The sequence below is a fragment of the Chloroflexota bacterium genome (assembly GCA_020850535.1).
Taxonomy (GTDB): domain Bacteria; phylum Chloroflexota; class UBA6077; order UBA6077; family JACCZL01; genus JADZEM01.
In genome coordinates, this window is the sequence record JADZEM010000152.1 from 1 (window position 1) to 24,850 (window position 24,850).

A 24,850-nucleotide genomic window follows, 5' to 3' on the forward strand; every position below is an offset into this window, starting at 1 on the left:
CACGCACTCACCACGCCGCCGCACGGCTCCGGTTGTCCTCCCACGCGTTCCAGACGCTCCGCCCGTCATCACGCTCCGGCTACCGTCCCGCATCTTCTTCGATCACCTTTGTTGAAAGCCGCTGTATTCGTTCTTTTGTCTGATGGACAGGTGTGGTTTTACCGTGATCGTGGATCCGGTGAGTCGACGCTTGGTGTACCCTGACCGTTTCCCCAATACGTAGTGGACCAACGGGCCGTAGCGGGTCCGTCGGATAGCAACACGGGTAATTCGTAGTATGTGCCCCGACGGACGGGCTCACCGGAGAAGGAGGTGGTGAGTTGTCTCCCGCGCAAATTCCCGTCAAGTCCGTCATCGCGGGCCCTCACGGAACTTGCTGCCTAGCATCGTCCGCACCAGTTGACCCTTCGTCCGCATGCGCGTGGCGACCCGTTCCAATGTCTGCCGAGGCAGCGAGTCACCCTCCGGAAGCACCAACAGGGTCGTGCCCGGCACCTGCCGGTTAGCGATGGCCTGGTACTGGGCCTTATAGGGCAGGAGTGAGGCTGGGACGAGAGCAACATTGTCGAGCCGCGCCTTGCGGACAGCCTGCGGCGGTGCCTTGAATGCCCGTACGATCCGATAGAGCCGCCCCGTCTTCGGGTCGACCGCCCGCCGCTGAGGTCGATGGTCAGGCTCACGCGGCGTCATAGACTGGTCGCCTCCATCAGCTTCCGCTTATTGACCGCATTCGGGTTGATGTACCCCTGGGTCGTCGAGAGCTTCTTGTGGCCCATCCAGTCCATCAGGTCCGGCAAGGGGATCCCCGCTCGAGCTTTGTGGTCGGCGAAGGTGCGTCGGAACGAGTGCGAAGATGTTGGTGAAAGCGTGCAACTCCCCATTGTCATCCTGAGCGCAGCGAAGGACCTCACCCGCTGACCGTCATCGTGCACCTCACCCGCTGACCGTCAAGTGTCGCGTCATCTGCTGACCGGCAACACTCATATCACCCGCTGACCGGCAACGTTCGCGTCAGCGGGTGAGGTCCTTCGCTGCGCTCAGGATGACAATGGTCACCCGCATACATTCCCCACGCCCCACGATCCACCGCCGTACAATGTCCGGGCTGTGACCATCGAGACGACGCTCCCGCCGGCCCACCGTATCCTTGAGATCGCCATCCGGGATTACGCCCTCGACTTTCCAGACGAGCGCGAGCACGCCGTCGAGCAGACGGCGTTCCCGGACATGGTCAGCATCTACCGGGGCCTCGTGGACGGCTACTTCCCGCCGGCCCAGAGCGCCTTCGCCGACGACGTGACCAACAAGGTCCGCTCGAAGCTGCCGGGCCTGCGCCGCTCGGCCATTTTTGCGCGGGCCTGCCGGGCGTATCCATCGTTCGTGCGGCAGCATCACGCCGTCCTGGCCCTGCGCGATCACTTTCCGGTCGTGTCGTGGGACCGCTGGCTGGATCAGCTTCAGGGCGTGGATGTGCTGGTCGTCGACGAGCGCGGACTGGCCGCCGGCGTCGCGCTGTCCACCGAGACGGAGCGGGCGCACTCCTGGTCTGCCGTCAAGGACGACCGTCACGCCCGGCCGGCCATCCCGATCCTCGAGGTCTACGCCAAACCGTACGAGTACAAGAGCGGCCCCTTCTGGCTGCACGATCCGAAGGGCCTGGTCGTCGGGGTGCAGGAGACGCTCGAACGGACGATCACCGGGACGCTGGCGGCGCTGGAGATCGAGGCTGGTGACGTCTACAGGCAGGCGGAACGGCGGCCGAAGTGCTCGCGCCAGGACTTCGAGGCCGGTGTGCGCGGGGCCGTGGCGTTCATCAAGCAGCGGCTGCTGGACACGGCTGCACGGCGTTAGGCGAAGAACGACCGCACGGCCTCGATGGTGTGGACTACCTGTCCGTCGTCAAGATACTGGTGGGCCGGCAGCGTGATCGTCTCGCGGGCGTAGGCCTCGCTGACGGGCAGGTCGCCCTCCTGGTGGCCCAGCTTGCGGCCGGCCCGTGTCAGGTGCATCGGGATCGGGTAGTGGATGCGGGCGTCCACGCCGTGCGCGCGGAGATGGGCCAGCAGCGCGTCGCGCTGCTCGGTCAGGATGACGTAGATCACGTAGCTGTGGCGCACCTCTGGGCGGCGGGTCGGGATGCGGACGGCCCCGCCCAACTCCGCGAACGCCGCGTCGTAGCGGGCCGCGATCTCGTTGCGGCGGGCCACGACCTCCTCAAACGTCTCCAACTGGCGGCGCAGCACGGGGACCTGGAGCGTGTGCAGCCGCGAGTTCCGCGCGAACGTCTCGGCCTCGTCGCGGTCCACCAGCCCGTAGTTCCGGGCGATCCTGATGCTGGCATTCAACTCGTCAGAGCGGGTGACGATGATGCCGCCGTCGCCCCAGGCGTTGACATGCTTGACCGGGTGGAAGCTGAAGCAAGCGATGTCGCCGATGTGGCCGGCCGCCTGCCCATCGATCCGCCCGCCGATGGCGTGGCAGGCGTCCTCGACGATGGGCAGCCCGTGCCGCCGCGCCACCTCGGCGATCCGGCCCATGTCGGCCATGTTGCCGGTCCAGTGGACGGGCAGGATCGCCCTGGTCTTCGGCGTGATGGCCACCTCGATCTTGTTCGGATCCATGACGATGCCGTCGTCCACGTCCACGAAGACCGGCCGCGCCCCCACCGAGGCGATCGCCCCGACCGTGGCGATGAAGGTCGCCGAGACGGTGATGACCTCGTCGCCGTGCCCGACGCCGACCGCCTGGAGCGCCAGCATCAGCGCGTCCGTGCCGCTCGCGACGCCGATGGCATGCGGCAGCCCGCAGTAGGCCGCGAACTGCCGCTCGAACTGCTCGACGGGCGCGCCCAGCGTGAACGCGCCCTGGGCCACCAGCGCGCGCATCTCCTCGAAGTACGGCTCTGGATCGGCAAACTGCTGGTCGAGGAAAGCGTAGGGAACGCGCACGGTCAGACCACCTTCAGGAATCGAGCAGAGCGCGGAGCGGAGCAGCGTGCTGTGTCAGCCGGCGACGCGGAACCAGGTGCTCACGAACCAGCCGCCGTAGGCCGTGCAGAGGAACTTGAGGATTTTGCCGGCGGCGGTCGCCAGCCAGAAGCGCCCGAGGGGGTAGCGGAGGCCGCCGGCCAGTATGCCCATTGCGTCGAAAACCGGGTTGGGGATCGCCGCTAGCAGGATCAGCGAGAGGAATCCCCAGTTGCGAAAGGCGCGCTCGGCCAGCCGCCAGACCCGCGAGTTGTCGGTCGGAACGGCGCGCCGCCCGTAGTAGCCAAGCACGTAGCCGCTCAGCTCGCCGGTGGCGCTGCCGAGACCGGCGATGATGCCGACCCAGAGCGGATCGAGAACCGTGCCGGCCGCCGCGACGATGGCCATGCCGGGGGCGGGCAGGAAGAGGGTGGCGCTGAACAGCGTCTGCAGCACGAAGAGGATCGGGTAGGCCAGTGCGCCGTAGCGCCGAAGCTCGCCCGTCTCCTGGGTGATGAAGATGGCGATGGGCGCGGCAGTGAGCGTGATGAGCAGGCTCAGGCCGAGTGGTAGCAACCGTTGGACGCGCACCCACAGCGTCGTGGCAGCCCTGGTATCGGGCGCTGGCGCAACAGCAGAGCTCACGCATGGCCTCATGGCCCAGGCTCGCGGACAACACTGGTGGACGAAATGGCGTCCAGCATCTCGCGGCGCGCGAATGGTAGCAGAACGGCCGGCGGCGGGTGGGGAAATGCCGCGCAGTGCCCAGGGCGATTGCATGTTGAGCGCGTCGTGCAATGGCGTCGGGGATTTCAAGCCCCGACGCTGCTGCACGATGCGCCCAACGTGCAATCGTCCCGCCAGCCTCAGGACTCCTGGTACAGCCTCTCGGACTCCAGCCCGCGCAGCAGATCCAGGTACTCCTGCTTGGTCATCGCCGGCGTGTGCTCGGCCAGCACCTTGCGGCCGGCCGCTGCGCCGTTCGCCAGCAGGTCGATGACCGTCATCGCCATCGCCTTGGCCGGCACGATAGCCGCCGTCTCGTAGTCCACGATCTCGTAGTCTGAGCCGTGGCCGTTCCCGACTGCTCCCCCGGCGTAGGGATGGATCGCCGGCATGATCTGGCTGATATCGCCCATGTCCGTCGAGCCGCTGCGGTGGCCGAGGTCTGGGTTGATGTCCTTCGGATCGACGAGCTGCTCAGCGTTCTTGCCGTAGAGCGCCACCATCGCCGCGTCTGGGGCGAGCGGGAGGTAGCCCGGCAGCGTGGTGATCTCGACCCCCGCGCCGACGGCCATCGCTGCGCCGCGCAACGCCCGATCCACCTTCGTGTTGGCGTCCTTGATCGGCTCGATGGTTGCGCCGCGCACGAACGTCTCCATCGTCGCCACGCGCGGCACGATGTTGACGGTCTCGCCGCCGCGCGTGAGGATCGGGTGGACGCGAATATGGTCCTGATCGCGGAACGTCTCCCGCTGGTGGTGGATCGCCGTCAGGGCCAGCGAGGCGGCGTTGAGGGCATTGATGCCGCGCTCTGGTGCGCCGCCGGCGTGCGCCGCCTTGCCCAGGAATCGCACGAACTTGGCGACCAGCCCGTTGTTGGTGCTCTGGAGACCGACGCGGCCGTCGCTGGCGTTCGCCGTCACATGCACCATCATGGCCATGTCGACGTCGTCGAACTCGCCGAGCTTGATCAGCTCAGCCTTCCCGCCCAGGAACTCGATCTGGCCCTGCTTCTTCAGATCCAGGCGGTATTCGATCTCGACGTACTCTTCGGCCGGCACGGCGAACAGGACGACGTTGCCCGCCAACTGCTCCATCACCCCGGCGGCCAGCAGTCCGATCCCCGCCCCGAGCATGCTGGCGATCTGCGCGTTGTGGCCGCAGGCGTGGACGGCTCCCGTGACGGGGTCTGCCGCCTTGTTGTCGGGCACGCCGAGGGCGTCCAGCTCCCCGAGCACGGCGACGGTCGGGCCGTCCTTGCCGCCGGGCACGTCGGCGCGGACGCCGGTCAGGGCCAGACCTTCGCGCGGCTCCAGCCCAAGCTCGCGAAAGGCCCTGGAGACGACGGCCGCCGTCTTGACCTCGCGGTAGCCCGTCTCCGGGTGCCCGGCGATCTCCCTGGCGATGCCGATCAGGTCGTCTCGACGGGCGTCGATGGCGGCGCAGGCAGCCGCCTTCAGCTCTTCGGTGGTCACAGGGGCGCCCTCCTCAGGACGACAGGAATGAGTGCCTATCCCACCGGCCTCATCCCGAGCGGTGTCGCGCATGGCGAGGCGAGGGGCGGGCTAATTCTGGGACTCGGGCGGGCGCTCGGAGTCGGGCTCCTGGCGGTTCATCCCCAGGATCTCCTCCAGCTCCCGCATCACCTCGGCCGGATCCGGCCGGCTCAGCGGCAGGTCAGCCATCAGCTGATCGACGGTCACTTCGGACTCATCGTCGTCGTCGCCATCGCTGTCCACCACGTCGAGCTGATCGATGTAGTCGCGCAGCTCCGGGTTCTCCAGCATCGCCGCGTCGACCTTCTCTTCAAGCTGCTCGCCCTGGGCGTGCAGCTCGTTGATGTCAAGCTCGATCTCCAGCAGCGTCCGCAACACCTTGAGCATGGCGTGCGTCACCTTCGGGTTCGGCGCGGCCCGCACGTAGTGTGGCGCGTGCCCCCAGAGGCTCGCGGCCAGGATGCCTTTCTCGCGGCAGCCGTCCAACAGGGCGGACTGCACGCTGCTCGGCCCCTCGTAGCCGGACGGCGAGATGTTGAACTCGCCGGCCAGTCGCTCGCGCAGCTCGTCGCTGGTGGCGTGGCCGCTCAGGCTGACCTGCCCGCGATGTGAGACGGCGTCGTAGGTGCCCCCCAGGGCGATGACCTGCGAGACATCCAGCCGCTTCGCCAGGTCGAGCACGAGATCGACGTACTCGCGCCAGTTCAGGTTCGGCTCACGTCCCTGCAAAATGACCAGGTCGTGTTCCCCGTCCGGGTTGTTCCAGGCGAAGAACTCGTTGCTCGGCCATTCAAGGGCGCGCTGACCGGGCGCCAGGATGATCGTGTTCGGGCGGGTCTCGGTGAAGACGTAGAACTCTTCAGGGTCGATCTCAGCGAAGCGGCGCGCGCGCAGCTTCCTGGCGAGGTAGCGCGCCGAACCCGAGGCGACCTCTGCCGCGTCAGGCCAGCCGGCGAACGAGGCGATCAGGATGGGCCTGCGGAGTGTTGGCAGCTCCTGAATCTTGAGAGCGTCCATCGCCATTGGCGCGTCTCCTTCCATCGGTGCCCGTGAAGTGTACCGTGCGCGCCCCGTCCGGAGCGCTGCTCCCACCGCCTCCAGGGTGCGGCATGCGACATGCTGTGACGGCATCACGCCCCGACGCTGCGCCGGTCAGGAGGCACGCGCCGCACTCGCCGCTGTCGTAGCCATGACCAGCCGGCCGTCAGGCCCGCCGCTGCCGCCAGACCTTCGAACAGTACGCTCCACAGCAGCGGCAACGCGACATAATGCGATGAATCGAAGCCGAGCGCCACGGTGCTGATGATATACGTCGATGCCGCCCAGCACAGGAGCAGCGCCGGCGGTCCGAGCGTCGCCGTGCGCCGGGCAGCGCGCCAGCTTGCGGCCAGCGCTACGCCCGCGCCGAGGACTGTCAGGCCAGCATCGAGCGGGAGGCCGAGCCACCGGTGCAGCGTGCCGAAGTCTACAAACGTCCGGCGATGCATCAGCGCGGCCCGCACGGTCAGGTCGTCGGGGACGGCGAGGCGCGGTGTCCCGATGGCCTGCTGCTGCATCTCGTCGCGGCGGTGCTCGAAGAGCATGACCGTCCGGCTGAGCGGATCCGGGTAGAGGAGCGGATTGACCAGGAAGAAGGTCAACACCGTGACCAGCGCTGCATCCGGCCAGAACCCCAGGCCCGGCCAGCGCCGCGTGGCCCGCCAGCGCAGCGCGTACTGCCCGAGGGCGAACAGCGCCAGCCCGAGTCCGCCAAGCACGCCCGTCAGCTTGGTCGCCGCGCCGAGTCCGAGGCTCACGCCCAGCCCGACCGCCCACCAGAAGGCCACCCGCGCGCGCCCTTCGTGCCGCGCGACCAGCGTCGCCAGCCAGAACGCCAGCAGCGTGAGAAACGCCAGGACCGATTCGGCCAGCGTCCGCGTCCAGATCGCGGGCAGCAGTGGGTTTGCCAGCGCGAAGAGGACGGCTGCTGCGCCGCCGGCTGGCCCGGCCAGCAGGCGGCCAATCGGGTAGAGCAGCAGGCTGGCCCCGAGCGCGAAGACGAACACGACCCGCCGCGCGTCGTCCAGCAGCTCGCGGGAGGGGATGTTGCCCTGCCGCCGGTTGAAGTCGCGGCTGCGGTCAGTGTCGTAGCGGCCGTTGAGCGTGTCCGGGGTCCACCCCTGGAGCCACAGCCCGAACCCGATGACGTAGCGCGCGACCGGCGGATGGGTCAGCACAAGGTAGTTTGGCTCCCAGGCCTGCCCGAACAGATCCCGTTCGAGGAAGGTGATCCAGAAGTAGCGGCTCGTGGCGATCCAGCGGCTCTCGTCAACCGAGAAGTCCTGCTCGTGGGCCTGCCAGCGCAGCACGCCCAAGGCCAGCCCGGCCAGCAGCAGCACGAGCGCCAGCTCGGCCAGCAGTGCGCGACGCGGCAGCAGCACCGGCCACGCCGCGAGTTGCTGGGCGTCTTGCACTGGCTCCGCCTCCGGGTGCGCCTCTGACGTCACGTCTGCCCCTTCACGACCGAAAGCGTAGCCCGCCGCTCTGTCCCGCTGCCGCCTGCGGGCCGGAGCGTCAGTCGCCCGCCAGCGCCTGCGCGCCGAGCCAGCCCGGGGCTGACCCCGACCGCTCCGTGTACACAACGGGGGATATGCTCCCCAGTGCCGTTCAGTTTGGCACGCGTCGCGCTGCCATACCGCGAGCGTCAGCAAGTCGGACCTTCGCCATGCAGGTCCACGCGCTGATGCTCGCGGTACGGATGGCGTCCAACTGAACGGCATTGCGGGTATACCGCGGCACTGAACGGGTCATGGGGCAGCCAGGTGCACTTGGCCCGGGCGGTACTAATACGGCGTCGGCGTCCGCTCGCGCGTCGTCAGCGGCACGATGTCGGCGAGGCTGGTTTCCCAGAGGCTCAGGTTCTCGCCGAACAGCGCCTCGAAGTCCTCGCGCGTCAGCGCCCGCACGAACCGCTGGGCGTAGACCTCTTTGAGCCGCCGCACGTAGTACTCGGCGTCCTCATCATGGTCGAACTGGTCCAGCAGGCGCTTCCGGTTGCCGCGCCCCTGGTAGTAGGTGACGCGGTCGCCGGCCCGCCAGCGCCGCCTGGCCGCCTGGAGCACCTCGTACTGCTCCTCGCGCCGGCCGCTCTTGGCGTAGGCGTCCGGACTCTTCGAGAGAATCACCGAGAGGCAGAGATCCTCAATCGGAACCTGATGGCTCCGCAGCCGGTCGACGGTGTCCAGGTAGAGCGCCCGCAGGTCTTCGAAGCGGCCCTCCAGCAGCAGCGGCGCGGCCGACCGCAGGAACTGCTCGCCATACCGCTCGCTGCGCGACGAGCGGAACGAGCCGCCCACCATCCGAACCTGTCCATCGTACCGTTGCAGGATGTAGTTCTTTTCCGCGTAGCTGTACATCGCGGCGTAGCGGCCATCATGCTCGACGCTGATGCCCTCCGGCAGTGAGGCGCTGACCTCGTCCACCAGACGGCGCTCGTCGGCCTCGGTCCAGGTGGACGGCACGCTGAACAGGACGCCGTCGGTGTCGGCCTCCACCAGGAGGACGCCCCGCTGCTCCAGCGCCAGGAGCATCTGCCCGAGCACCTCGCGGCCACGGCGGGTCACCTCGCCGGCCGCGTCCAGGTCGCCGAACAGCGCGATGCTGGTGCCCAGACTGCCATAGAACGAGTTGATGAGCTGTTTCATGGCGTTTGAGGCCGCTTCGTGGCCGTGTGCTTCCAGGCTGCCCGGCGGGTGCTTCCTGATCTCCAGCTTGTGCGCCAGCCGCAGCGTCGTCAGCTCGCGCAGGAGCGCCAGGAACGCCCCGAGGTGGTCCGTCTTCGGGCCGATGCGGTAGGTCAGCATCAGGCTGGGGTAGAGCGATGCAACGTCCGCCTTGACGACGTGTCGCACCACGCCGCTGGTGAACAGTTCGGTGCGCCCGCCGGGGTAGGTGCCGCCCCGGCTGCTGCCGCCCGGCAGCGCCCGAGCGTGGGTCAGGTAGGCGCGCACCAGCAACGGCTCGATCAGCCCCTGCCCCGTCCCTGAGGTAGCGATCCGCTCGTACGGCTTCGGCACCATCTGGGCCAGCGAGAACGACGTGCCGAGCAGCAGCCGCGACAGCTCGTCCACCTCCAACACGTCGTCCAGGGCGTACCGGCGCACCCGCTCCGGATCGCGCTGGAAGGTGGACCAGATCTCCGGCCCCGGCACGTACTCCCGGTCGTCCTTCGCCACGCCGAAGTAACGCGCCGCCTCCTTGAGGCCCTGGTGGCGCATGTCGCGCACGATCGCGCCGTACCGGCGAACGGCGTGCAAGGTGTCCACGACCTCGCGGCCGGCCACAATCGACCGATTGAATGAGTCGGTCTTCTCTCCGACTTTCACCACATCCTGGTAGCTGCCGGGCGCCGTACCGTCTCGTCCGAGCGCCAGATCGACGTCGAGGGTTCTGGCTCGTTGCACCAGGAACGGCAGGTCAAAGCCGAAGATGTTGTGGTTCTCCAGGATGTCGGGGTCGCGCTCGCGGACGATCTCCACAAACCGCTCGATCAGGCCGCGCTCGTCGTAGTCGGCCACGTCGATCAGCGCACGGTAGCCGTCCGAGTCGGTGATGCTGATCATGAAAATCTGGTCGCGCTCGGAGCTGAGGCCGGTCGTCTCCAGGTCGAACTGCAAGCGGCGCACGTCGGCGTAGGCCATGCCCTTGAAGTAGGTGCGGCCGGTCACGGCGAGGTACTGCTCGACCAGCGGGCGGGAGTAGGCCACCCCGCGCAGGTCGGAGATGCCACGGGCGGGCACGCTGCCGTTGCGCTTCCGGTAGGCCGCCAGCACGCAGGACTCGACATCGGCCATGCGCGCGGTCAGCACGAGATGGCGGTAGACGCCGCCGCCTTCGAGATCCACCACCGCGAGGCCGGACGGCGGCAGCGCCGGATGCCCGGCCAGCAGGACGCTGCGATCCAGCTTCTCCGGCTTCAGCGGGGCCAGCACCGAGGCGTCTGCCAGGAAGAGCCAGCTCGGGAACGTGTCCTCCTCGAGCACCACGCGGCTGCCCGATCCATCAGGAGCAGGGAGCCGACGCCAGACCCGCGCTCGGCCATCGCGGGAGGCGCTGACCGAGACGATCCCGGGCGTCTCGTCCTGCCCGAACAGGAGGGTGCGCGCATCGACTGCCGGGCGGCCAGCAGCGGAAGGCGCGGCGACGGCAGGGGTGGGCGCGGCGGCCGATGTTTCAGCGTCTGCGAGGGGGTCGTGCTGGCTTGAGGACATGCTTCAATGGTACCGGCTGGCCGCGCACGTTGGCGTGAAAGCGCTTACAGAGGATCGGTGGAGGCGTACTCGTGCCCGACGAACTGGCGCAGGGTGACGCTGAAGCCCGCCAGCGCCGCTTCCAGCGCCGCCCTGCGGGGGCTCTGGGCTTCGAGGTCCGCCGTGCTCTGCCAGCCGTGGACGATCACGTAGCGGCGCGCATGGGTGATCTCACGATAGACGGTGTAGCGCACCAGCCCGGCTGAGCCGTGCATGGCCCAGCGTCCGTTGGGCAGGAGCACCTGCTGTACGTCGGCGGCTGCGCCTGCCGGGAGATCGACGACGATGCAGCGCGTCACCTGTGCCCGGTAGGCGTAGTTGCCGAAGAACATCAGCCGCTCGCAGATGTTGACGGCCTCGCGATCCCGCAGGACGGCCTCGAACGTATCCGGGTCGCCCTGGTCACGGTACGCTTCAAAGGCCGGGCGGCTGGACCACTCGGCGACGTAGAGCATGCTCTGGGGGTCATCCAGCGCCTGGAAGACGTGGACGCGCCGTCGGGCCGGCGGCGCGCCACTACGGGCGGCCAGCTCGTGGCTCGCTCGCGTGCTGGCTGCCTCTTCGAAGCCGGCTGGAACCTGCCACCGGCCGACAACGGTGACGGACATCGCTGCCTCCCGACGCATCAGGACACGCACGATCCACGGACGTCGGTGAGAACCGACCGCTGGCCCGGTTTCGCGCCTTCGAAGCATACCGTGTCGCCATCGCCACCGGATCTCGCGATGAGCCTTTGCGCCGGAGTGTCCACGGATTCGTCACCCGCGATTCACCTCGCGGTCACTTCCTGCCGCCGACAGCAAAACAGGGCGCCGCTCCTGATGGGAGCGGCGCCCTGCTGGAAGAACGAGACTGGGAATGCTGAGGAGGGGCGGCTTAGCCCTCCAGGTACTCGGCGAGCCGAGAGCGGATGTCCGTTCGGCGCAGCTTTCGCAGCGCCTCAGCCTCGATCTGGCGCACCCGCTCGCGGCTGATGCCCAGCTCCTGGCCGATGTCGCCGAGGGCCTGCGCCTCGCCGCCACCCAGGCCGAACCGCAGCCGCAGGACCGCCTGCTCGCGCTCGGTCAGGGCCGCGCCGAGGGCATCGTCCAGCCGCCGCGCCAGGTCAGAGCGCTCGGCCGCCGCCTGCAGGTCCGTGGCCTCCAGGTCCGGCACGAGATCGCCGACCGACGTCTCGCCATCCTCGCCAACCGGCGTCTCCAGCGAGATCGGCAGCTTCGCAGCCCGCAGCGTCTCCTCGACGCGCGAGATCGGCAGCTCCAGATACTCGGCCACCTCGACCAGCGACGGCTCGCGCCCGAGCCGGCTGGCCAGCTCACGCTGCGCCCGCGCGATGCTCGACAGGAACTCGCCGACATGGACGGGGAGGCGGATGGTGCGCGCCTGCTCGGCCACCGCCCGGCTCACCGACTGTCGGATCCACCAGTAGGCATAGGTCGAGAAGCGGAAGCCCTTCCGCCAGTCGTACTTGTCGACGGCCCGGTCGAGGCCGAGGTTCCCCTCCTGGACGAGGTCCAGGAACGGCAGGCCACGCCCGATGTACTTGCGCGCCACCGAGACCACGAGCCGCAGGTTGCACTCGACGAGCCGCCGCCGCGTCCAGGCGCCGTCCGCCGCGACGCGCTCCAGCTCAATGCGCTGCTCGAAGGCGAGGTCATCGCTCGCGTTCAGAAGCTGCTCGCGGGCCTCGCGGCCCTTCTCATTGCGCTGGGCGAAGTCGATCTCCTCCTGCGGGGTCAGCAGGGGGTTCCTGGCAACCTCACGGAGGTAGAGGGCAGCCGCGCTCAGATCCTCGGGCGTACCCGCAAGATGGTCCTCAGTCTGCAGCTCAGGCTCGGAGGTCGCCGCGATCTCTGCCTCGGTGGCAGCGGCCTCCAACTGGAGGTCGATATCGTAGTCCAGATTGATAGCCATCTCGTTCCTCCTGTCGCCCGTCCCGCTCTTCTGTCTCCCTGGGGCGGGCCACGAAAAAGCCGCTCGATGGGGGTTCTCGAGCGGCCGGCGGGGCGTGAGGCCAGACGTACGTCAGCTACCTGACCTGGCCTCCCACGCACCGGCCGTGGGAATTCCCTGCTGCTCGACCTTGAGCCGCGTCATACCTGCATCCAAATGTGAACGGTGCCAGAACTCGGACCTACCGTCCGGTCGCAAAAAAGTACCCGTGAGCCTGGCTCAGCGGGCGCTGCCATCATAGCAAGGCCTGCTTTCCAGGTCAAGCACATTTCCTGGGCGCTCTTCTGGCTGGGTCTGCCAGCCGTTCGACCGACGGATGCTCCTCCTTGCCGGCATGCCAGCGACGCTTGCTCTCGGGCGTTGCTCCGTTTCTCAGCCGCGCGTGCTGCGCGGTGCTCGCGCTACGTTCGATGTGTCAACGTTATCAACACGATCCGGTCGCGGATTTATTCCGAATCCGGCCACAATCGCCCGCCTGACGGTGAGCGGTCGTCGCCGCATGGCACTCGAAGCGCCGTGCGGCCACGAGTGGCGCCGGATCACCTCGACGGTGCATCCGGAACAACGCTCAGAACGTGCCCGTCGTTGCACGAGCCGTGCCAGTTCGCGCTCGTGACAGACAGTCTCCTAGTCCACACGCCGAACACCCCTGCACCCCCTCCATGCGACTGAATCCGTCGCCGACAGCTCCACCAACCGCCGGTACATCATCTAACGTCAGGCGCAGCATGAACGTTCCAAATGGCACTGAGCGCTGCGCCCAACCTGTTCCTTATGGAACTGTGTCCGGCGCAGATTCGGGACGGCCAACTCGCACCGGGGCGACACCCGGCGCCGGAGCGTCAGGCCGTCGCGTCCGCCGTTTCGAGCGGCCAGGAGCCGAGCACCTTGACGAAGACGGTGTACTCTTCGAGCGCGGCGAGGGCTTCCTGGACGTGCGGCTCGGCGGCGTGCCCCCGTAGCTCGAAGAAGAACAGGTAGTCCCAGGTCGATCCCCAGCCGGTGTGGCGGGCCGGCCGGGACTGGATCGAGCTGAGGCTGATGTCGCGGTCGGCGAAGACGCTGGCGACGCTCCTGAGCGTGCCGGCCCGGTCGTGGATGCTGAACACGATGGCCGTCTTGTCGTTGCCGGTCGGGCGCTCGCTCATGTGTGGCCCGACGACCCAGAATCGGGTGTAGTTGTGGGGGTTGTCCTGGATGTTCTCGGCCAGGACGTTCATGCCGTACTCTTCGGCCGCCAGCCTCGGTGCGATGGCTGCCGCGCCAGCCTCCTGGCTGGCGCGCTCGGCGGCAAGGCCGTTGCTCGGCAGGGCCTGGAGCGCCCGGCCGGGCAGGTGCTCGGCGACCCAGCGGCGCGTCTGCGCCAGCGACTGCGCGTGTGAGTAGACGGTCCTGACCTCGTCTATCGGCGAGTTCGACATCAGGCACTGCGAGATGTGGATCGTGACCTCATCGCAGACCTGGAGGCGCGTCTCGACCAGCCGGTCCTGGCTCTCTTCGACCGGCCCACCCGTCGAGTTCTCAATCGGGATCACGCCGTAGTCGGCGTTGCCGCGCTCGACCTCGGTGACGATGTCGGCGTTGGTGGGGGTCGGGACGTAGACGGCGCTGCTGCCGAAGCGCTGGATCGCCGCCTGGTGCCCGAACGTGGCGCGCGGCCCGAGAAAGGCGATCCGCGGCGGGCGCACGGCCTCGCGCGAGGCCGAGAGGATCTCACGGTAGACGGTGCGGAGCTGCTCGGGCTTGACGCGGCCAGCGGTCTGCGCCGTCAGGCGGGCCAGCAGATCGGCCTCGGCGGCCGGGGCGAACAAGGCTCCGCCCGCAGCCTGGGCCTGCTGCCCGATCTGGCGCGCGGCCTCGGTGCGGCGCACCAGCAACTCGACGATCTGGGTATCCAGATCGTCAACCTGGCGACGGATCGCAGCGAGATCGACGGCGTCCTCTGCCTCACTCACGGCGAGGACGATACCGGACCGGCCGGACCCCTTGCCAGCGCTGCGGCGGTCCGTCCCGGACGTTGCTGGCAGTCGTCCACCCCCCGACGACGGTGCTAGCATGTCGTGCAGTGCAAGGCTCCAACGGAGGACGCTTGTGAAGGTACTGACACCCGCCCAGCGCCAGCAGTTCGAGGACGAGGGCTACGTCGTCGTCGATCAGGTGCTCGATCCGGCCCGCGAGATCGCCCCGGTCATGGACGAGTTCTCGGGTGTCCTGGACGACGTCGCGGCGTCGTTGCGGGCCGAGGGGGCCATCGCCTCGACGTATCCGGAGCTGTCGTTCAGCGACCGCCTCACGCGGATCTGCGCCGAGAGCGGGCGAAACTTCCCGGACCGCTTCGACATCAGCCTGCCCTTCAAGGGCGTCCAGCGCGACACGCCGATCCACCTTGGGCCGTCCGTCTTCCGCCTGATGACCAGCCCGCGTCTGCTGGATGCCGTCGAGGACATCATCGGCCCGGAGATCTTCTCGAACCCGGTTCAGCATGTTCGGATGAAGCTGCCCAGGCGGGCCGTCTCCGACGCGTTTCGCAACAGCAGCCTGATGTCCAAGACCGGCTGGCACCAGGACATTGGCGTCATCCTGGAAGAGGCGGACGTGGCGACGATCCTGACCGTCTGGATCCCGCTGAGCGACGCCACCGAGGAGAACGGTTGCCTGGAGGTGATCCCGGGGAGCCACCGCAACACCCTGATCGAGCACTGCTCGACCACCGGCGGCATGCGTATCCCGGACATCCTCCTGCCGGCCCAGCGGTCACGCCCACTCCCGATGCCGGCTGGCAGCGTCATCCTGATGAACCAGCAGACGGTCCACGCCTCGCTGGACAACGTGACCGAGGATCAGGTCCGCCTGAGCTTCGATTTGCGCTATCAGCCCATCGGACAGCCGACGGGACGGCCGGCGTTCCCGGGCTTCGTTGCCCGCAGCGCCGCCCACCCCGAGACGGTCCTCAGCGATCCAGCGGGCTGGGCGCGGCTCTGGCTCGACACGCGCGAGCGGCTGGCCCGCATCGAGGAGGAGCTGCGCTTCACCCGCTGGAACAGCGAGTCCGCGGTCTGCGCCTGACGAATGACCCTCACCCCCCGACCTGACGCGCGGACTCCGTGGTTCTTTCGTCAAACGCCATCAAGCCCCGACGACGCCGCACAACGCGCTCAACATGTGATTGCCCTGGCTCGTCCATTTCGGGGGTTGACAGGCCGGGCGGGGATCGGTATGCTCTCCAACAGTGAAAGGAGGTGATGCCACATGAGTAGTCACAGTCGTGGGGGCATCCTGGGAGGTTTGACCTCCTAGCCCAAGCTGTTGGGGGATGCCACTCAGAATGCCCCCGCGAGCGTGTCGAACACGCACCGAGCCCGCCGAATGGCGGGCTCTTTTCGTATGCCCGAATGGTCTGGCGCCTGCCAGTGCGCCTGTCAGCCTGAACGGAACGAGCATGCGAGTGACGTGAAGGTCCTCACCCGCTGATGCAAACATTGACGGTCAGCGGGTGAGGTCCTTCGCAGGCTCAGGACGACAGGGGTCCTGCCGCACGACAGGCTGACGCCGAGCCGCTGATGACGGAGCGCGTGCTACGCCTTCGTGGCGGCGCTGGCTGCCGCGATGGCCTCCTGGCGCTCGTCCCATTCGTCCTCGAAGGCTTCGAGGGTGGCGTTCGCGCCGGAACGGTTCGCGCTCGTCCAGTGGTAGACCAGGATCCAGACTGCCAGCGCCCCCACCGCGAACGACAGGAACTGGGCCTGACTCAGACCGAAGACGAACGGCTGATCCAGCCGGAAAAACTGCACCCAGAACCGCCCCAGCGAGTACAGCGCGATCATCGCCCAGAAGACCATCCCATGGCGCGGGAGCGCCCGCCGGTGGAGCAGCCACGCGCAGACGGCGAAGACCAGCATGTCCCAGATCAGCTCGTAGCCCACGGCCAGGTGGACGGGGATGCCGATCTCGCCGAGAGTCAGCGGGTGCGTGAACGTCACCGAGAACGGGAACGCCTGCGCGAGCGCCCCGTGGTGCTCGCCATTGACGATGTCGCCGAGGCGGCCGATGGCCATGCCCAGGATCAGCCCGAGGCCGCAGATGTCCATCAGCTCGGTCACGGCGAAGCCGCGCCGGCGCGCGTAGATCGCGCCGCCGATCGGGCCGCCGACGATGCTGCCCCAGATCGCCAGGCCGCCCTCGTTAACGCGCAGGATGGCCAGCGGGTCCGCCGCGTAGTACTCCCAGGCGTCGATCACGTGGAAGAGGCGCGCACCGACGATGCCGCCCACGACGCACCAGAGGGCAATCGACATAATGTCGTCTTCGGTGTACCCTCGCTCCACGGCGAAGCGCGTTGCCAGCCAGATCCCGGCCAGCACGCCCACGGCGGTGAAAAACCCGTGCCACGTAATCATCAGAGGCCCGAGCCTGAGCAGCGTCGGGTCGATGTTGATCTCGATCATCGGTTCGCGTACCCTCTTGCGACCACGCTGGCCAATTCGCGTTCGGAGTATAACTCTCACCAGGAGTCGCAACGGCGGTGCTGGTCCTTCATGGAGCCTGGGGCGTCGAGCGGAACACAGGCGACGCTGCGTTCTTGCTCTGGGCCGAAGATGCGGCGCTGACGCCGGACCAGTCGGGCGCATCCGCCTCGGCTGCATCCGATGCTGCCCCGATGCATCCGCTCCAGGCCGCCACGGCAAGCTTGCGCGCTGCCCTCCAGACGCTCGCGACGCTGACTGGCCGTGCCGGCGAGCCGGTGCGCTCAGGGGCTGCCTCGTGGCTGGTGACCCTGCCAACGCTGAACGGTCAGCCGCTGCCCTCGCCCGAGGCGGCCGCGGCCGGAGCCGACCTCGCGCTGGCCGTCCGCGCCAGCCAGCCAGCCGTGGCAGGCGGCGCCGCCGAACTGCCCGTCTCTCCATCGGAGAGAGGGTCAGAGGACGCGCTCACCGCTCCGACCCTCGTCCCCTGGCGCGTGCGGGGGCGGGCCGTCCCGGCCAGCCAGGCGGTCTGGCTGCTCTCACTGCTGCCCGCCGACGATGGCCCGCTGAACCAGGAGCTTGCGCTCGGATCGGATGCCCGCTACTGGCGCTCCGTCGCGAAGCTGGCGCTCGAACTCGTGGCCCGCGAGCGCTTCGTGCCCACCCTTGACGCGCGGGCCGGCCTGCGCGCCCGCTGGCGTCCAGTCCTCATCGACCCACGGGACGCCAGCCGCTTCGCACTGCTGGCCCGCGCGATGCCGCCGGCCTGCCGCGCCATCGGCGACGCCACCCAGAGCGCCGAGACGGTGCTGAGTCGAGCGCTCGGCGCGGCCGTCGACGCGCTGGTGGTGGACGGGCTGGCCGCCGCCGAGTTGCACAATGCGCGCGACGTGCCCCGCCCGCCGACCGCCGCCGACGCCTGGGTCTGGGCGCTCTCGACGGGCAACAGCGCCGTGCCCGAAGGGGGCTATGACCTGGGCTCGTACGGCGAGCGCGTGACCGAGTGGTCCGCCCCCGTTGGCGGGGTCGGCGTGGCGAGTGCGCTGCGGACCTGCCTCCAGCTTGAGCCGCCGCCGGATGGCTCGGCGGCCACCAGCGACGAGCGCTCCTGGACGCTGCGCTTCCTGCTCCAGGCCGCCGACGATCCCAGCCTGATCGTCCCGGCCGAGCGCGTCTGGGAAGAGACCGGCGATGTGCTCGGCGTCTTCGGGCGGCGGCTGGAGCGGCCCCAGGAACGGCTGCTGGCCGATCTGGGGCGGGCGGCGCGCCTCTTTCCACCTATCGAGCTGGGGCTGATCGGCGCGGCTCCAAGCTCGTGCCATCTGACGACTGTCGAGGCGTACACCTTCCTGCGCGAAGCCGTCCCGATGCTCGAGGAGAGCGGTTTCGGCGTGCTGGTGCCCGGCTGGTGGACGCCGCGCGGCGCGCGGCGGCTGGGCGTGCGGCTGCGCCTCGGGGCGCGGCAGGCGATGGCCGGGGCGGCCGGCACGGACAGCCACGGCAAGTTCACGCAGGAGTCGCTGGTCAGTTTCGACTGGAAGCTGGCGATTGGCGACGAAGAGCTGGACGCCCGCGAGCTGAAGCGGCTGGCGAAGCTCAAGATGCCGCTGGTCCAGGTGCGTGGCCAGTGGGTCGAGATCGACGCGACGAAGGTCGAAGAGGCGATCAAGTACTGGGAGAAGCGGCGGCGCGGCAAGGGCGTCAGCGCCGCCGAGGCGCTGCGGGTCGCGCTGGCCCCGCCGACCGAGTCGCCGGGCCTGCCGGTGGTGGACGTCACCGCCGAGGGCTGGCTGGCCGACCTGCTGGAGCGGATCGGGGAGGGGACGCCCGCCGCCGCGCCGTTCGAGACGCCGGACGGCTTCGAGGGGGAGCTGCGCGAGTACCAGACGCGCGGGGCAGCGTGGCTCAGCTTTCTGGCTCTGCACGGGCTGGGCGGCTGCCTCGCGGACGACATGGGCCTCGGCAAGACGATCCAGTACATCGCCTTCTTGCTGGCGAACCGCCTCCCGGAGGATGACCGCCGGCCAGCCCTGCTGGTCTGCCCGACCTCGGTGATCGGCAACTGGCGGCGGGAGCTGCGGCGGTTCGCCCCCGACGTGAAGGTGATGACCCATCACGGGCCGGACCGACGGCTCGGCAAGCAGCTGCTGGAGGCGATCCACGGCTACGACGTGGTGCTTTCGACCTACTCGCTGCTGGACCGCGACGAGACGTCGCTGAAGCCGATCCCCTGGGCCGGCATCGTGCTGGACGAGGCGCAGAACGTCAAGAACCCGGCCACCCGCCGCGCGAAGGCCGTCCGGACGTTCTCCGGCAGCTACCGTTTCGCCATGACCGGCACGCCCGTCGAGAATCGGCTGTCCGAGCTGTGGGCGATCCTCGACTTCCTGAACCCCGGCTACCTCGGCTCGCGCGAGGCGTTCCGTCGGTCGTTCGCCGTGCCCATCGAGCGCTGGCGCGACGCCGACCGGGCCGGCGAGCTGCGGAAGCTGGTTCGGCCGTTCGTGCTGCGGCGCGTCAAGACCGATCCGAACGTGATCCAGGATCTGCCCGACAAGCTGGAGTCACGCGTCTACTGCACGCTGACCCGCGAGCAGGCCAGCCTCTACCAGGCCGTCGTGGACGAGATGCTGCGCGAGATCGACGCCGCCGAGGGGATCGAGCGGCGCGGGCGGGTGCTGGCGGCGCTGCTGCGGCTCAAGCAGGTCTGCAACCATCCCGCTAGCTTCCTGGGCGAGGGGGATCGCCGGCCGCTCGGCGGACGCTCGGGCAAACTGGCGCGCCTCGAAGAGATGCTCGAAGAGGTCATCGAGGAGGGCGAGGCCGCCCTGGTCTTCACCCAGTTCGCCGAGTTCGGCGTGCGCCTCCGCGAGTACCTTCAGGGTCGGCTCGGCCGCGAGGTCATGTTCCTGCACGGTGGCACACCGGTCCGCTCTCGCGATGCGATGGTGCAGCGCTTCCAGCAGGAAGGTGGCCCGCCGATCTTCCTGCTCTCGCTGAAGGCCGGCGGCATCGGGCTGAACCTGACGCGCGCCACGCACGTCTTCCACTTCGACCGCTGGTGGAACCCGGCCGTCGAGGATCAGGCGACCGACCGGGCGTTCCGGATCGGACAGCTGCGGAACGTTCAGGTGCACAAGTACATCTGCGCCGGTACCCTTGAAGAGAGGATCGACGCGCTGATCGAGAGCAAGCAAGAGCTGGCCGAGCAGGTGGTGGGCGCGGGCGAGACCTGGCTGACGGAGCTGTCCAGCACGGAATTGCGCGAATTGCTGACACTGCGGGCCGAGGCGGTTCTGGACGAATGAACGAGGAACGGTATGGCGCGCGGGCCTGAGCTTGCGACCAGCTGGTGGGCGCGTCGCTGGATGGCGGCGCTCGACGGCTTCGGCTGGACTGGCCGCCTGAGTCGTGGGCGGTCGTACGCGCGCAACGGCCGGGTGGTGGACGTCGAGATCACACCGGGCACGGTCAAGGCGCGCGTCCAGGGCTCCGAGCGCCAGCCGTACCGGATCGAGATGACCCTCGAACGCTTCCCCGACGCCGTCTGGGACCGAGTCATCGGGGCGCTGGCGCGGCAGGCGCTCTACACCGCCAAGCTGCTGGCCGGCGAGTTGCCGGCCGAGGTCGTGCAGCTGTGCGACACGGCCGAAGCGCCCCTCTTTCCGTCCCACCCGAACGACATCACCATGAAGTGCAGCTGCCCGGACTGGGCCGTCCCCTGCAAGCATGTCGCAGCCGTCCACTACGCGCTCGCCGCCGAGCTGGACCGCGACCCGTTCCTGCTGTTTCGCCTGCGCGGTCGGACCCGCGAAGAGCTGACGGCGTCCTTGCGCGCACGCCGGGGCAGCTTCGGCTCGGCTGGGGCTGCGCGGATGGCCGCTGAGAGCGCTGCCGCCGCCGCTGCCGCCGAGCAGGAGGCCGCCGCCAGCGAGCCGCTGGCCATCGAGCGGTTCTGGACCATCGGCGCGGAGCTGGACACCCTCCACTTCGAGATCCGAGGTCCGGACGTGCCCGGCGCGGTCCTGCGGCTGCTCGGGCGACCGCCGGGCTGGGGCGGCCAGGAGGAGCTGCAGGCGACGCTCCACGACCTCTACCGGGTGGCCTCGGCCAGCGTGCGCGACGCCGCCCTGGCCGATCTGGACGCGCCCGCCGACGAGCAAGACGAGGACGCGCTGGCTGAGGCGCCGCTGGCCGGCGAAGGTGACGCCGACAATGCGGCAGGGGGCGCGGCGGCCAGCGACGCCGAGACCCGTCAGGCCACGGCTCTGGCGCGAGACGCCCTGGCGCGTGATGCCCTGGCGCGTGATGCCCTGGCCGCTGGCGAGGCCGGACTCACCGACGCGGTCGCCGACGTGCCCGACGACCTTGCCTCAGATCCTCGTGCGAGCTGACCCGCGGTTGACAGGCGGCGCTCGCAGCCGGTACCACCCGCGTCGATCATGACCGCCCTCGTAGATCGGCCGCCGTCAACCGTGCCCGCATCGGGTGGCGTTGCGCGCGCCCGGGGCGGCTGGCGGCTCGACCTCCTGCTCGCTGCCGGCCTCGCCGTGCTGGCGCTGGTGGTCCGCTGGCCGTATCTCTGGACCATTCCCCGTTTCACGGATGAGACGCTGGAGGTGCTTCACAGCCTCGCCATCGTCCGCGACGGCGCGCGCCCGCTCACCAACTACGACAGCTACTACGGGGCGCTCTACAACTACCTGGTCGCGCTCGGGCTGGCTGTGTCAGGGCAGAGTCCGTTGGCCCCGCGGGTCGTGGTGCTGGCCGCCGCCATCCTGACCGTCGTGGCGACCTACTTCCTGGGCGTCGAGGTGGGGAAGCGGCTCCCGAGACTGCCGCTGGTCGGGGACGCGGCGGCCGGTACGGTCGGGCCGAGGATCGTGGGGCTGTTGGCGGCGGCGCTGCTCGCCACGAACGGCCCACACGTGGTGGTGAACAGCCACATCGCGTGGTCGAACTGCCTGACGCCGCTGCTGACGACGCTGGCGTTCTGGCTGTTGCTCAGAACCCTTGCCCCAGTGTCCGAAAGCGCCCTCACCCCCCAGCCCCCTCCGATGAGGGCCCTCACCCCCCAGCCCCCTCTCCCTGTGCGCGGGAGAGGGGGAGCCATCTCCCCCTCTCCCGCGCACAGGGAGAGGGGGCTGGGGGGTGAGGGCCTCGATCTACCCCTCGCCGGACTCGTGCTCGGGCTGGCGCTCCAGACGCACCCGCTGGTCGCCGCGCTGCTGCCGGGCGTCGCGCTCGCCATTCTCCTGCGCGACTGGCGCATCCTCCGCACGCCCTGGCCCTATCTCGCGGCCGGCCTGTTCCTGGTCGGGTACGCCAACGTGATCCTCTACAACGCCCAGCAGGGGTTCGAGTCGTTGACGAGTGCCCAGCGGATGCGCTCCGAGTACGCCCAGGATCAGGCGTCGGCCAGCGGCTACGGCCCGACCGCCGCCTCGATGCTTCTGCTGCTCGGGCGGGTGGTCGGCGGGGCCGTCGATCAGCGCGAGGGCGCCGCCGCCTACCTGGCTGATCCCTCTGTCCTGCTGGTCGGCGGGCTGGCCCTGCTCGGCGTCGGGCTGCTGGCGGCGCGGCGCGATCTGCTGCCGCTGCTGGCCTGCGGCGGCTTCCTGCTGATCCTGCCCGCCGCCAACCCGAAGTTCCAGACGCTGTTGACCAGCCGCTACCTGATGCCGATCGCGCCGCTGCTGTTCGCCTGCGCGGCCCTGGGGCTGGTCTGGCTCACGACGGTGATCCTGCGACGCTGGCCCTCCACGCGCCGCCGACCGTTGCTGGCGGCCTTGCTGATCGGGCTGCTGCTGGCGGCGCTGCCACTGGCCTCGCTGGACCGCTACTACGAGCGCGCCCTGGAGCGTACCGACACCAACGACCGCGTCCTGAAGCTGACCGCCGAGATCGAGGCGGCCCGCAGCCCGGGCGAGACGGTCCTGGTGGACGACAGCATCGGGTCGGAGCTGCCCGACACCGGGGTCACCGAGCTTCGCGGCCTGGAGCATCTGCTCGTGTTCAAGCGTGTGCCGTACCGAACGATCCGTCCGAGCGTCGGGCGGCTCCAGGACGCCCTGGACAGTCGGGATGGGCGGGATGGGCGGGATGGGCGGGATGGCGGGCCGAGTGTGCTGGCGATCCTGAACGCCCGCGATGCCCAGACGGCCGGCGGTCGGCTGAAGGTCGAGTCGCTGGACCCGCGCCCGGCCGTCGAGAGTGGCCGCATGTTCGACTTCCGCCTGTACCGGCTGAGCCGCGGTTGAGCGGCTTCAAGAACACCCCCCACCCCCCGCCCCGCTGCGGGGCGGGGGGTGGGGGGCGGTCACCTCACCGAGGGCTGGAGGAACCTCGTGCGTAGCGTCGCCATCGCGGCGGCGGTGATCGCCCTGGGGAACATCGTCAGTCGGCTGCTGGGGCTGGCCCGCGAGCAGGTCATGGCGGCCCTGTTCGGGGCGACGGCCGCCACCGACGCCTTTGTCGCCGCCTCGGCCGTCCCGATGATCGTCTACGACCTGCTGGTCGGCGGGGCGATCAGCGCAGCGCTGGTGCCCGTCTTCGTGGACGCCGCCGAGGACGAGGAGCGTTTGTGGCGGCTTCTGAGCACCGTCCTGACCCTGGTGGCGCTGGTGCTGCTGGGCGTGGCGCTGGTGCTCGGGCTGGCCGCGCCGCTGGTGGTGGACGTGCTGGCGAGCGGCTTCTCGGCCGAGACGCGCGCGGCGGCCGTCCCGATGGTTCGCCTGATGCTGGTGGCGGTCATCCTCCAGGGGATCGCCGGCGTGCTGACGGGCGTGCTGTACGCGCGTCGCCGGGTGACGCTGCCGGCCTTCGCCGTGGCCGTCTACAACGGCGGCGTGATCCTCGGCGCGCTGCTCCTGCACGAGGTGTTGGACGTCTACGCGCTGGTGCTGGGCGTGGTGCTGGGGGCGCTCGGGCAGGTGCTGCTGCAACTGCCGGGATTGGGCCGACTGCGCTACCGCCCAGCGTTGGAACTGGACCGACCCGAGGTCCGCGCGATCCTCAAGCTGTACGGCCCGGTGGCGGCCGGGATGATCGTGACCATCGCCGGGATCGTCATCGACCGCAACCTCGCGTCCGGGCTGGCCGAGGGCAGCCTGTCGGTGATGAACTATGCGACGCGGCTGATCCAGTTCCCGCTCGGGCTGGTGGCGACGGCGACCTCGTTCGCGGTGCTGCCGCTGCTCTCGAAGCACGCGAGCGCGCTGGCGGCGGCCGTGGCCGTCGGGCGCGCGGACGACGAGGCGGCCGGCGGCTACCGCGAGACGCTCCGCTTCGGCGCGCGGATCGTGCTGCTGTTGATGCTGCCGGCGACGGTCGGGCTGATCGTGCTGCGCGAGCCGCTGGTGCAGCTGCTGTTCGAACGGGGTCGCTTCGGCGAGATCGAGACGGCGCGGACGGCGCTGGTCTTCCTGGCGTACGCGCCCCAGTTGCCGCTGACGGCGCTCGACCAGTTGCTGATCGTGGCGTTCTACGCGCGCAAAGACACGCGGACGCCGGTGCTGGTGGGCGTGGCGACGGTGCTGCTCTATCTGGTCTCCGCGCTGGCATTGATCGGGCCGCTGGACGTGGCCGGGCTGGCGCTGGCCAACGCGATCCAGAACAGCGCGCATGGCGTGATCCTGCTGCTGATCCTGGAGCGCTCGGGGGCGGGCCTGCTGGACGGCCCATTCGTGTTGTGGACGGTCCGGGTGCTGGTGGCGTCGGTCGGCGTGGGCGTCGTGGTCTGGCTGGCCGAGGCGGCGCTGCTGCCGGGCGTCCACGGGACGTTGATGCTGGGCGGGCTGCTGCTCGGGCTGGCGGGCGTGGCGGGGGTGGTCTACCTCGTCCTGCTCGAGCTGCTGGGCGTCCGCGACGGCCGGCTGGTGCTGCAGATCGTCCGGGAGCGGGCTGGCCGAGGCCGCGGGGCGTGAACGTCGCCAGACGGCAGTCGGGGACTGAAGTCCCCG

At 69.4% G+C, this 24,850-nt stretch carries 17 protein-coding genes; 6 read left to right on the top strand and 11 right to left on the bottom strand.

The window, feature by feature from the left end; translation table 11 throughout:
- Positions 1-686 precede the first annotated feature (686 nt).
- Positions 687-881 carry a tyrosine-type recombinase/integrase gene (locus IT306_22315; protein ID MCC7371167.1) on the bottom strand — a complete coding sequence of 65 codons (195 nt, stop codon included), beginning with the start codon at positions 879-881 and terminating at the stop codon, positions 687-689.
- Between the two features lie 226 nt (positions 882-1,107).
- Between IT306_22315 and IT306_22320 the strand changes: the two genes are divergently transcribed.
- Positions 1,108-1,851, top strand: a complete 744-nt coding sequence (locus IT306_22320; GenBank protein MCC7371168.1) for a hypothetical protein — start codon at positions 1,108-1,110, stop codon at positions 1,849-1,851.
- On the opposite strand, the gene IT306_22325 is transcribed toward IT306_22320, so the two are convergent.
- The 9 genes from IT306_22325 to pheA form a co-directional block, all read right to left on the bottom strand.
- On the bottom strand, positions 1,848-2,948 hold the full coding sequence (locus IT306_22325) for a DegT/DnrJ/EryC1/StrS family aminotransferase (protein MCC7371169.1): 1,101 nt from the start codon (positions 2,946-2,948) through the stop codon (positions 1,848-1,850). The genes IT306_22320 and IT306_22325 overlap by 4 nt on opposite strands.
- Positions 2,949-3,002: 54 nt before the next feature.
- A complete protein-coding gene (locus IT306_22330; protein ID MCC7371170.1) occupies positions 3,003-3,611 on the bottom strand; it encodes a VTT domain-containing protein in 609 nt (202 codons plus the stop codon).
- A gap of 221 nt (positions 3,612-3,832) precedes the next feature.
- Entirely contained in the window at positions 3,833-5,236 is a 1,404-nt protein-coding gene (locus IT306_22335; GenBank protein ID MCC7371171.1) for an amidohydrolase, read from the bottom strand.
- Positions 5,237-5,254: 18 nt separating this feature from the next.
- Positions 5,255-6,208: a PAC2 family protein gene (locus IT306_22340; GenBank protein MCC7371172.1), complete on the bottom strand. Its 954-nt coding sequence runs from the start codon at positions 6,206-6,208 to the stop codon at positions 5,255-5,257.
- 107 nt (positions 6,209-6,315) lie between these two features.
- Entirely contained in the window at positions 6,316-7,671 is a 1,356-nt protein-coding gene (locus IT306_22345) for a glycosyltransferase family 39 protein (GenBank protein ID MCC7371173.1), read from the bottom strand.
- A 336-nt stretch (positions 7,672-8,007) separates the two neighbouring features.
- Positions 8,008-10,434, bottom strand: coding sequence for a ribonuclease H-like domain-containing protein (locus IT306_22350; GenBank protein MCC7371174.1), 2,427 nt, complete (start codon positions 10,432-10,434; stop codon positions 8,008-8,010).
- Between the two features lie 44 nt (positions 10,435-10,478).
- Entirely contained in the window at positions 10,479-11,081 is a 603-nt protein-coding gene (locus tag IT306_22355) for an antibiotic biosynthesis monooxygenase (GenBank protein MCC7371175.1), read from the bottom strand.
- 268 nt (positions 11,082-11,349) lie between these two features.
- Positions 11,350-12,387 carry a sigma-70 family RNA polymerase sigma factor gene (locus tag IT306_22360; protein MCC7371176.1) on the bottom strand — a complete coding sequence of 346 codons (1,038 nt, stop codon included), beginning with the start codon at positions 12,385-12,387 and terminating at the stop codon, positions 11,350-11,352.
- Positions 12,388-13,268: 881 nt separating this feature from the next.
- The gene (gene pheA, locus IT306_22365; GenBank protein MCC7371177.1) at positions 13,269-14,381 is read right to left on the bottom strand and encodes a prephenate dehydratase; all 1,113 of its coding nucleotides are present in this window, start codon (positions 14,379-14,381) and stop codon (positions 13,269-13,271) included.
- A 136-nt stretch (positions 14,382-14,517) separates the two neighbouring features.
- Here pheA and IT306_22370 point away from each other — a divergent pair, with 136 nt between their 5' ends.
- Positions 14,518-15,492, top strand: a complete 975-nt coding sequence (locus tag IT306_22370) for a phytanoyl-CoA dioxygenase family protein (GenBank protein ID MCC7371178.1) — start codon at positions 14,518-14,520, stop codon at positions 15,490-15,492.
- Positions 15,493-16,001: 509 nt separating this feature from the next.
- Here the strand turns inward: IT306_22370 and lgt are convergent.
- Positions 16,002-16,871 carry a prolipoprotein diacylglyceryl transferase gene (gene lgt / locus IT306_22375; protein MCC7371179.1) on the bottom strand — a complete coding sequence of 290 codons (870 nt, stop codon included), beginning with the start codon at positions 16,869-16,871 and terminating at the stop codon, positions 16,002-16,004.
- A gap of 584 nt (positions 16,872-17,455) precedes the next feature.
- Here lgt and IT306_22380 point away from each other — a divergent pair.
- Genes IT306_22380 through murJ form a run of 4 tightly spaced genes read left to right on the top strand, consistent with a single transcriptional unit; the run spans position 17,456 to position 24,814 of the window.
- Positions 17,456-20,197, top strand: a complete 2,742-nt coding sequence (locus tag IT306_22380; GenBank protein ID MCC7371180.1) for a DEAD/DEAH box helicase — start codon at positions 17,456-17,458, stop codon at positions 20,195-20,197.
- A gap of 12 nt (positions 20,198-20,209) precedes the next feature.
- Complete coding sequence (locus tag IT306_22385) at positions 20,210-21,283, top strand: hypothetical protein (GenBank protein ID MCC7371181.1); 1,074 nt, start codon at positions 20,210-20,212, stop codon at positions 21,281-21,283.
- A 48-nt stretch (positions 21,284-21,331) separates the two neighbouring features.
- Entirely contained in the window at positions 21,332-23,149 is a 1,818-nt protein-coding gene (locus IT306_22390) for a hypothetical protein (GenBank protein MCC7371182.1), read from the top strand.
- A gap of 48 nt (positions 23,150-23,197) precedes the next feature.
- Positions 23,198-24,814 (top strand): murein biosynthesis integral membrane protein MurJ, encoded by a 1,617-nt coding sequence (murJ, locus tag IT306_22395; protein MCC7371183.1) that lies wholly within the window; start codon positions 23,198-23,200, stop codon positions 24,812-24,814.
- Positions 24,815-24,850 lie beyond the last annotated feature (36 nt).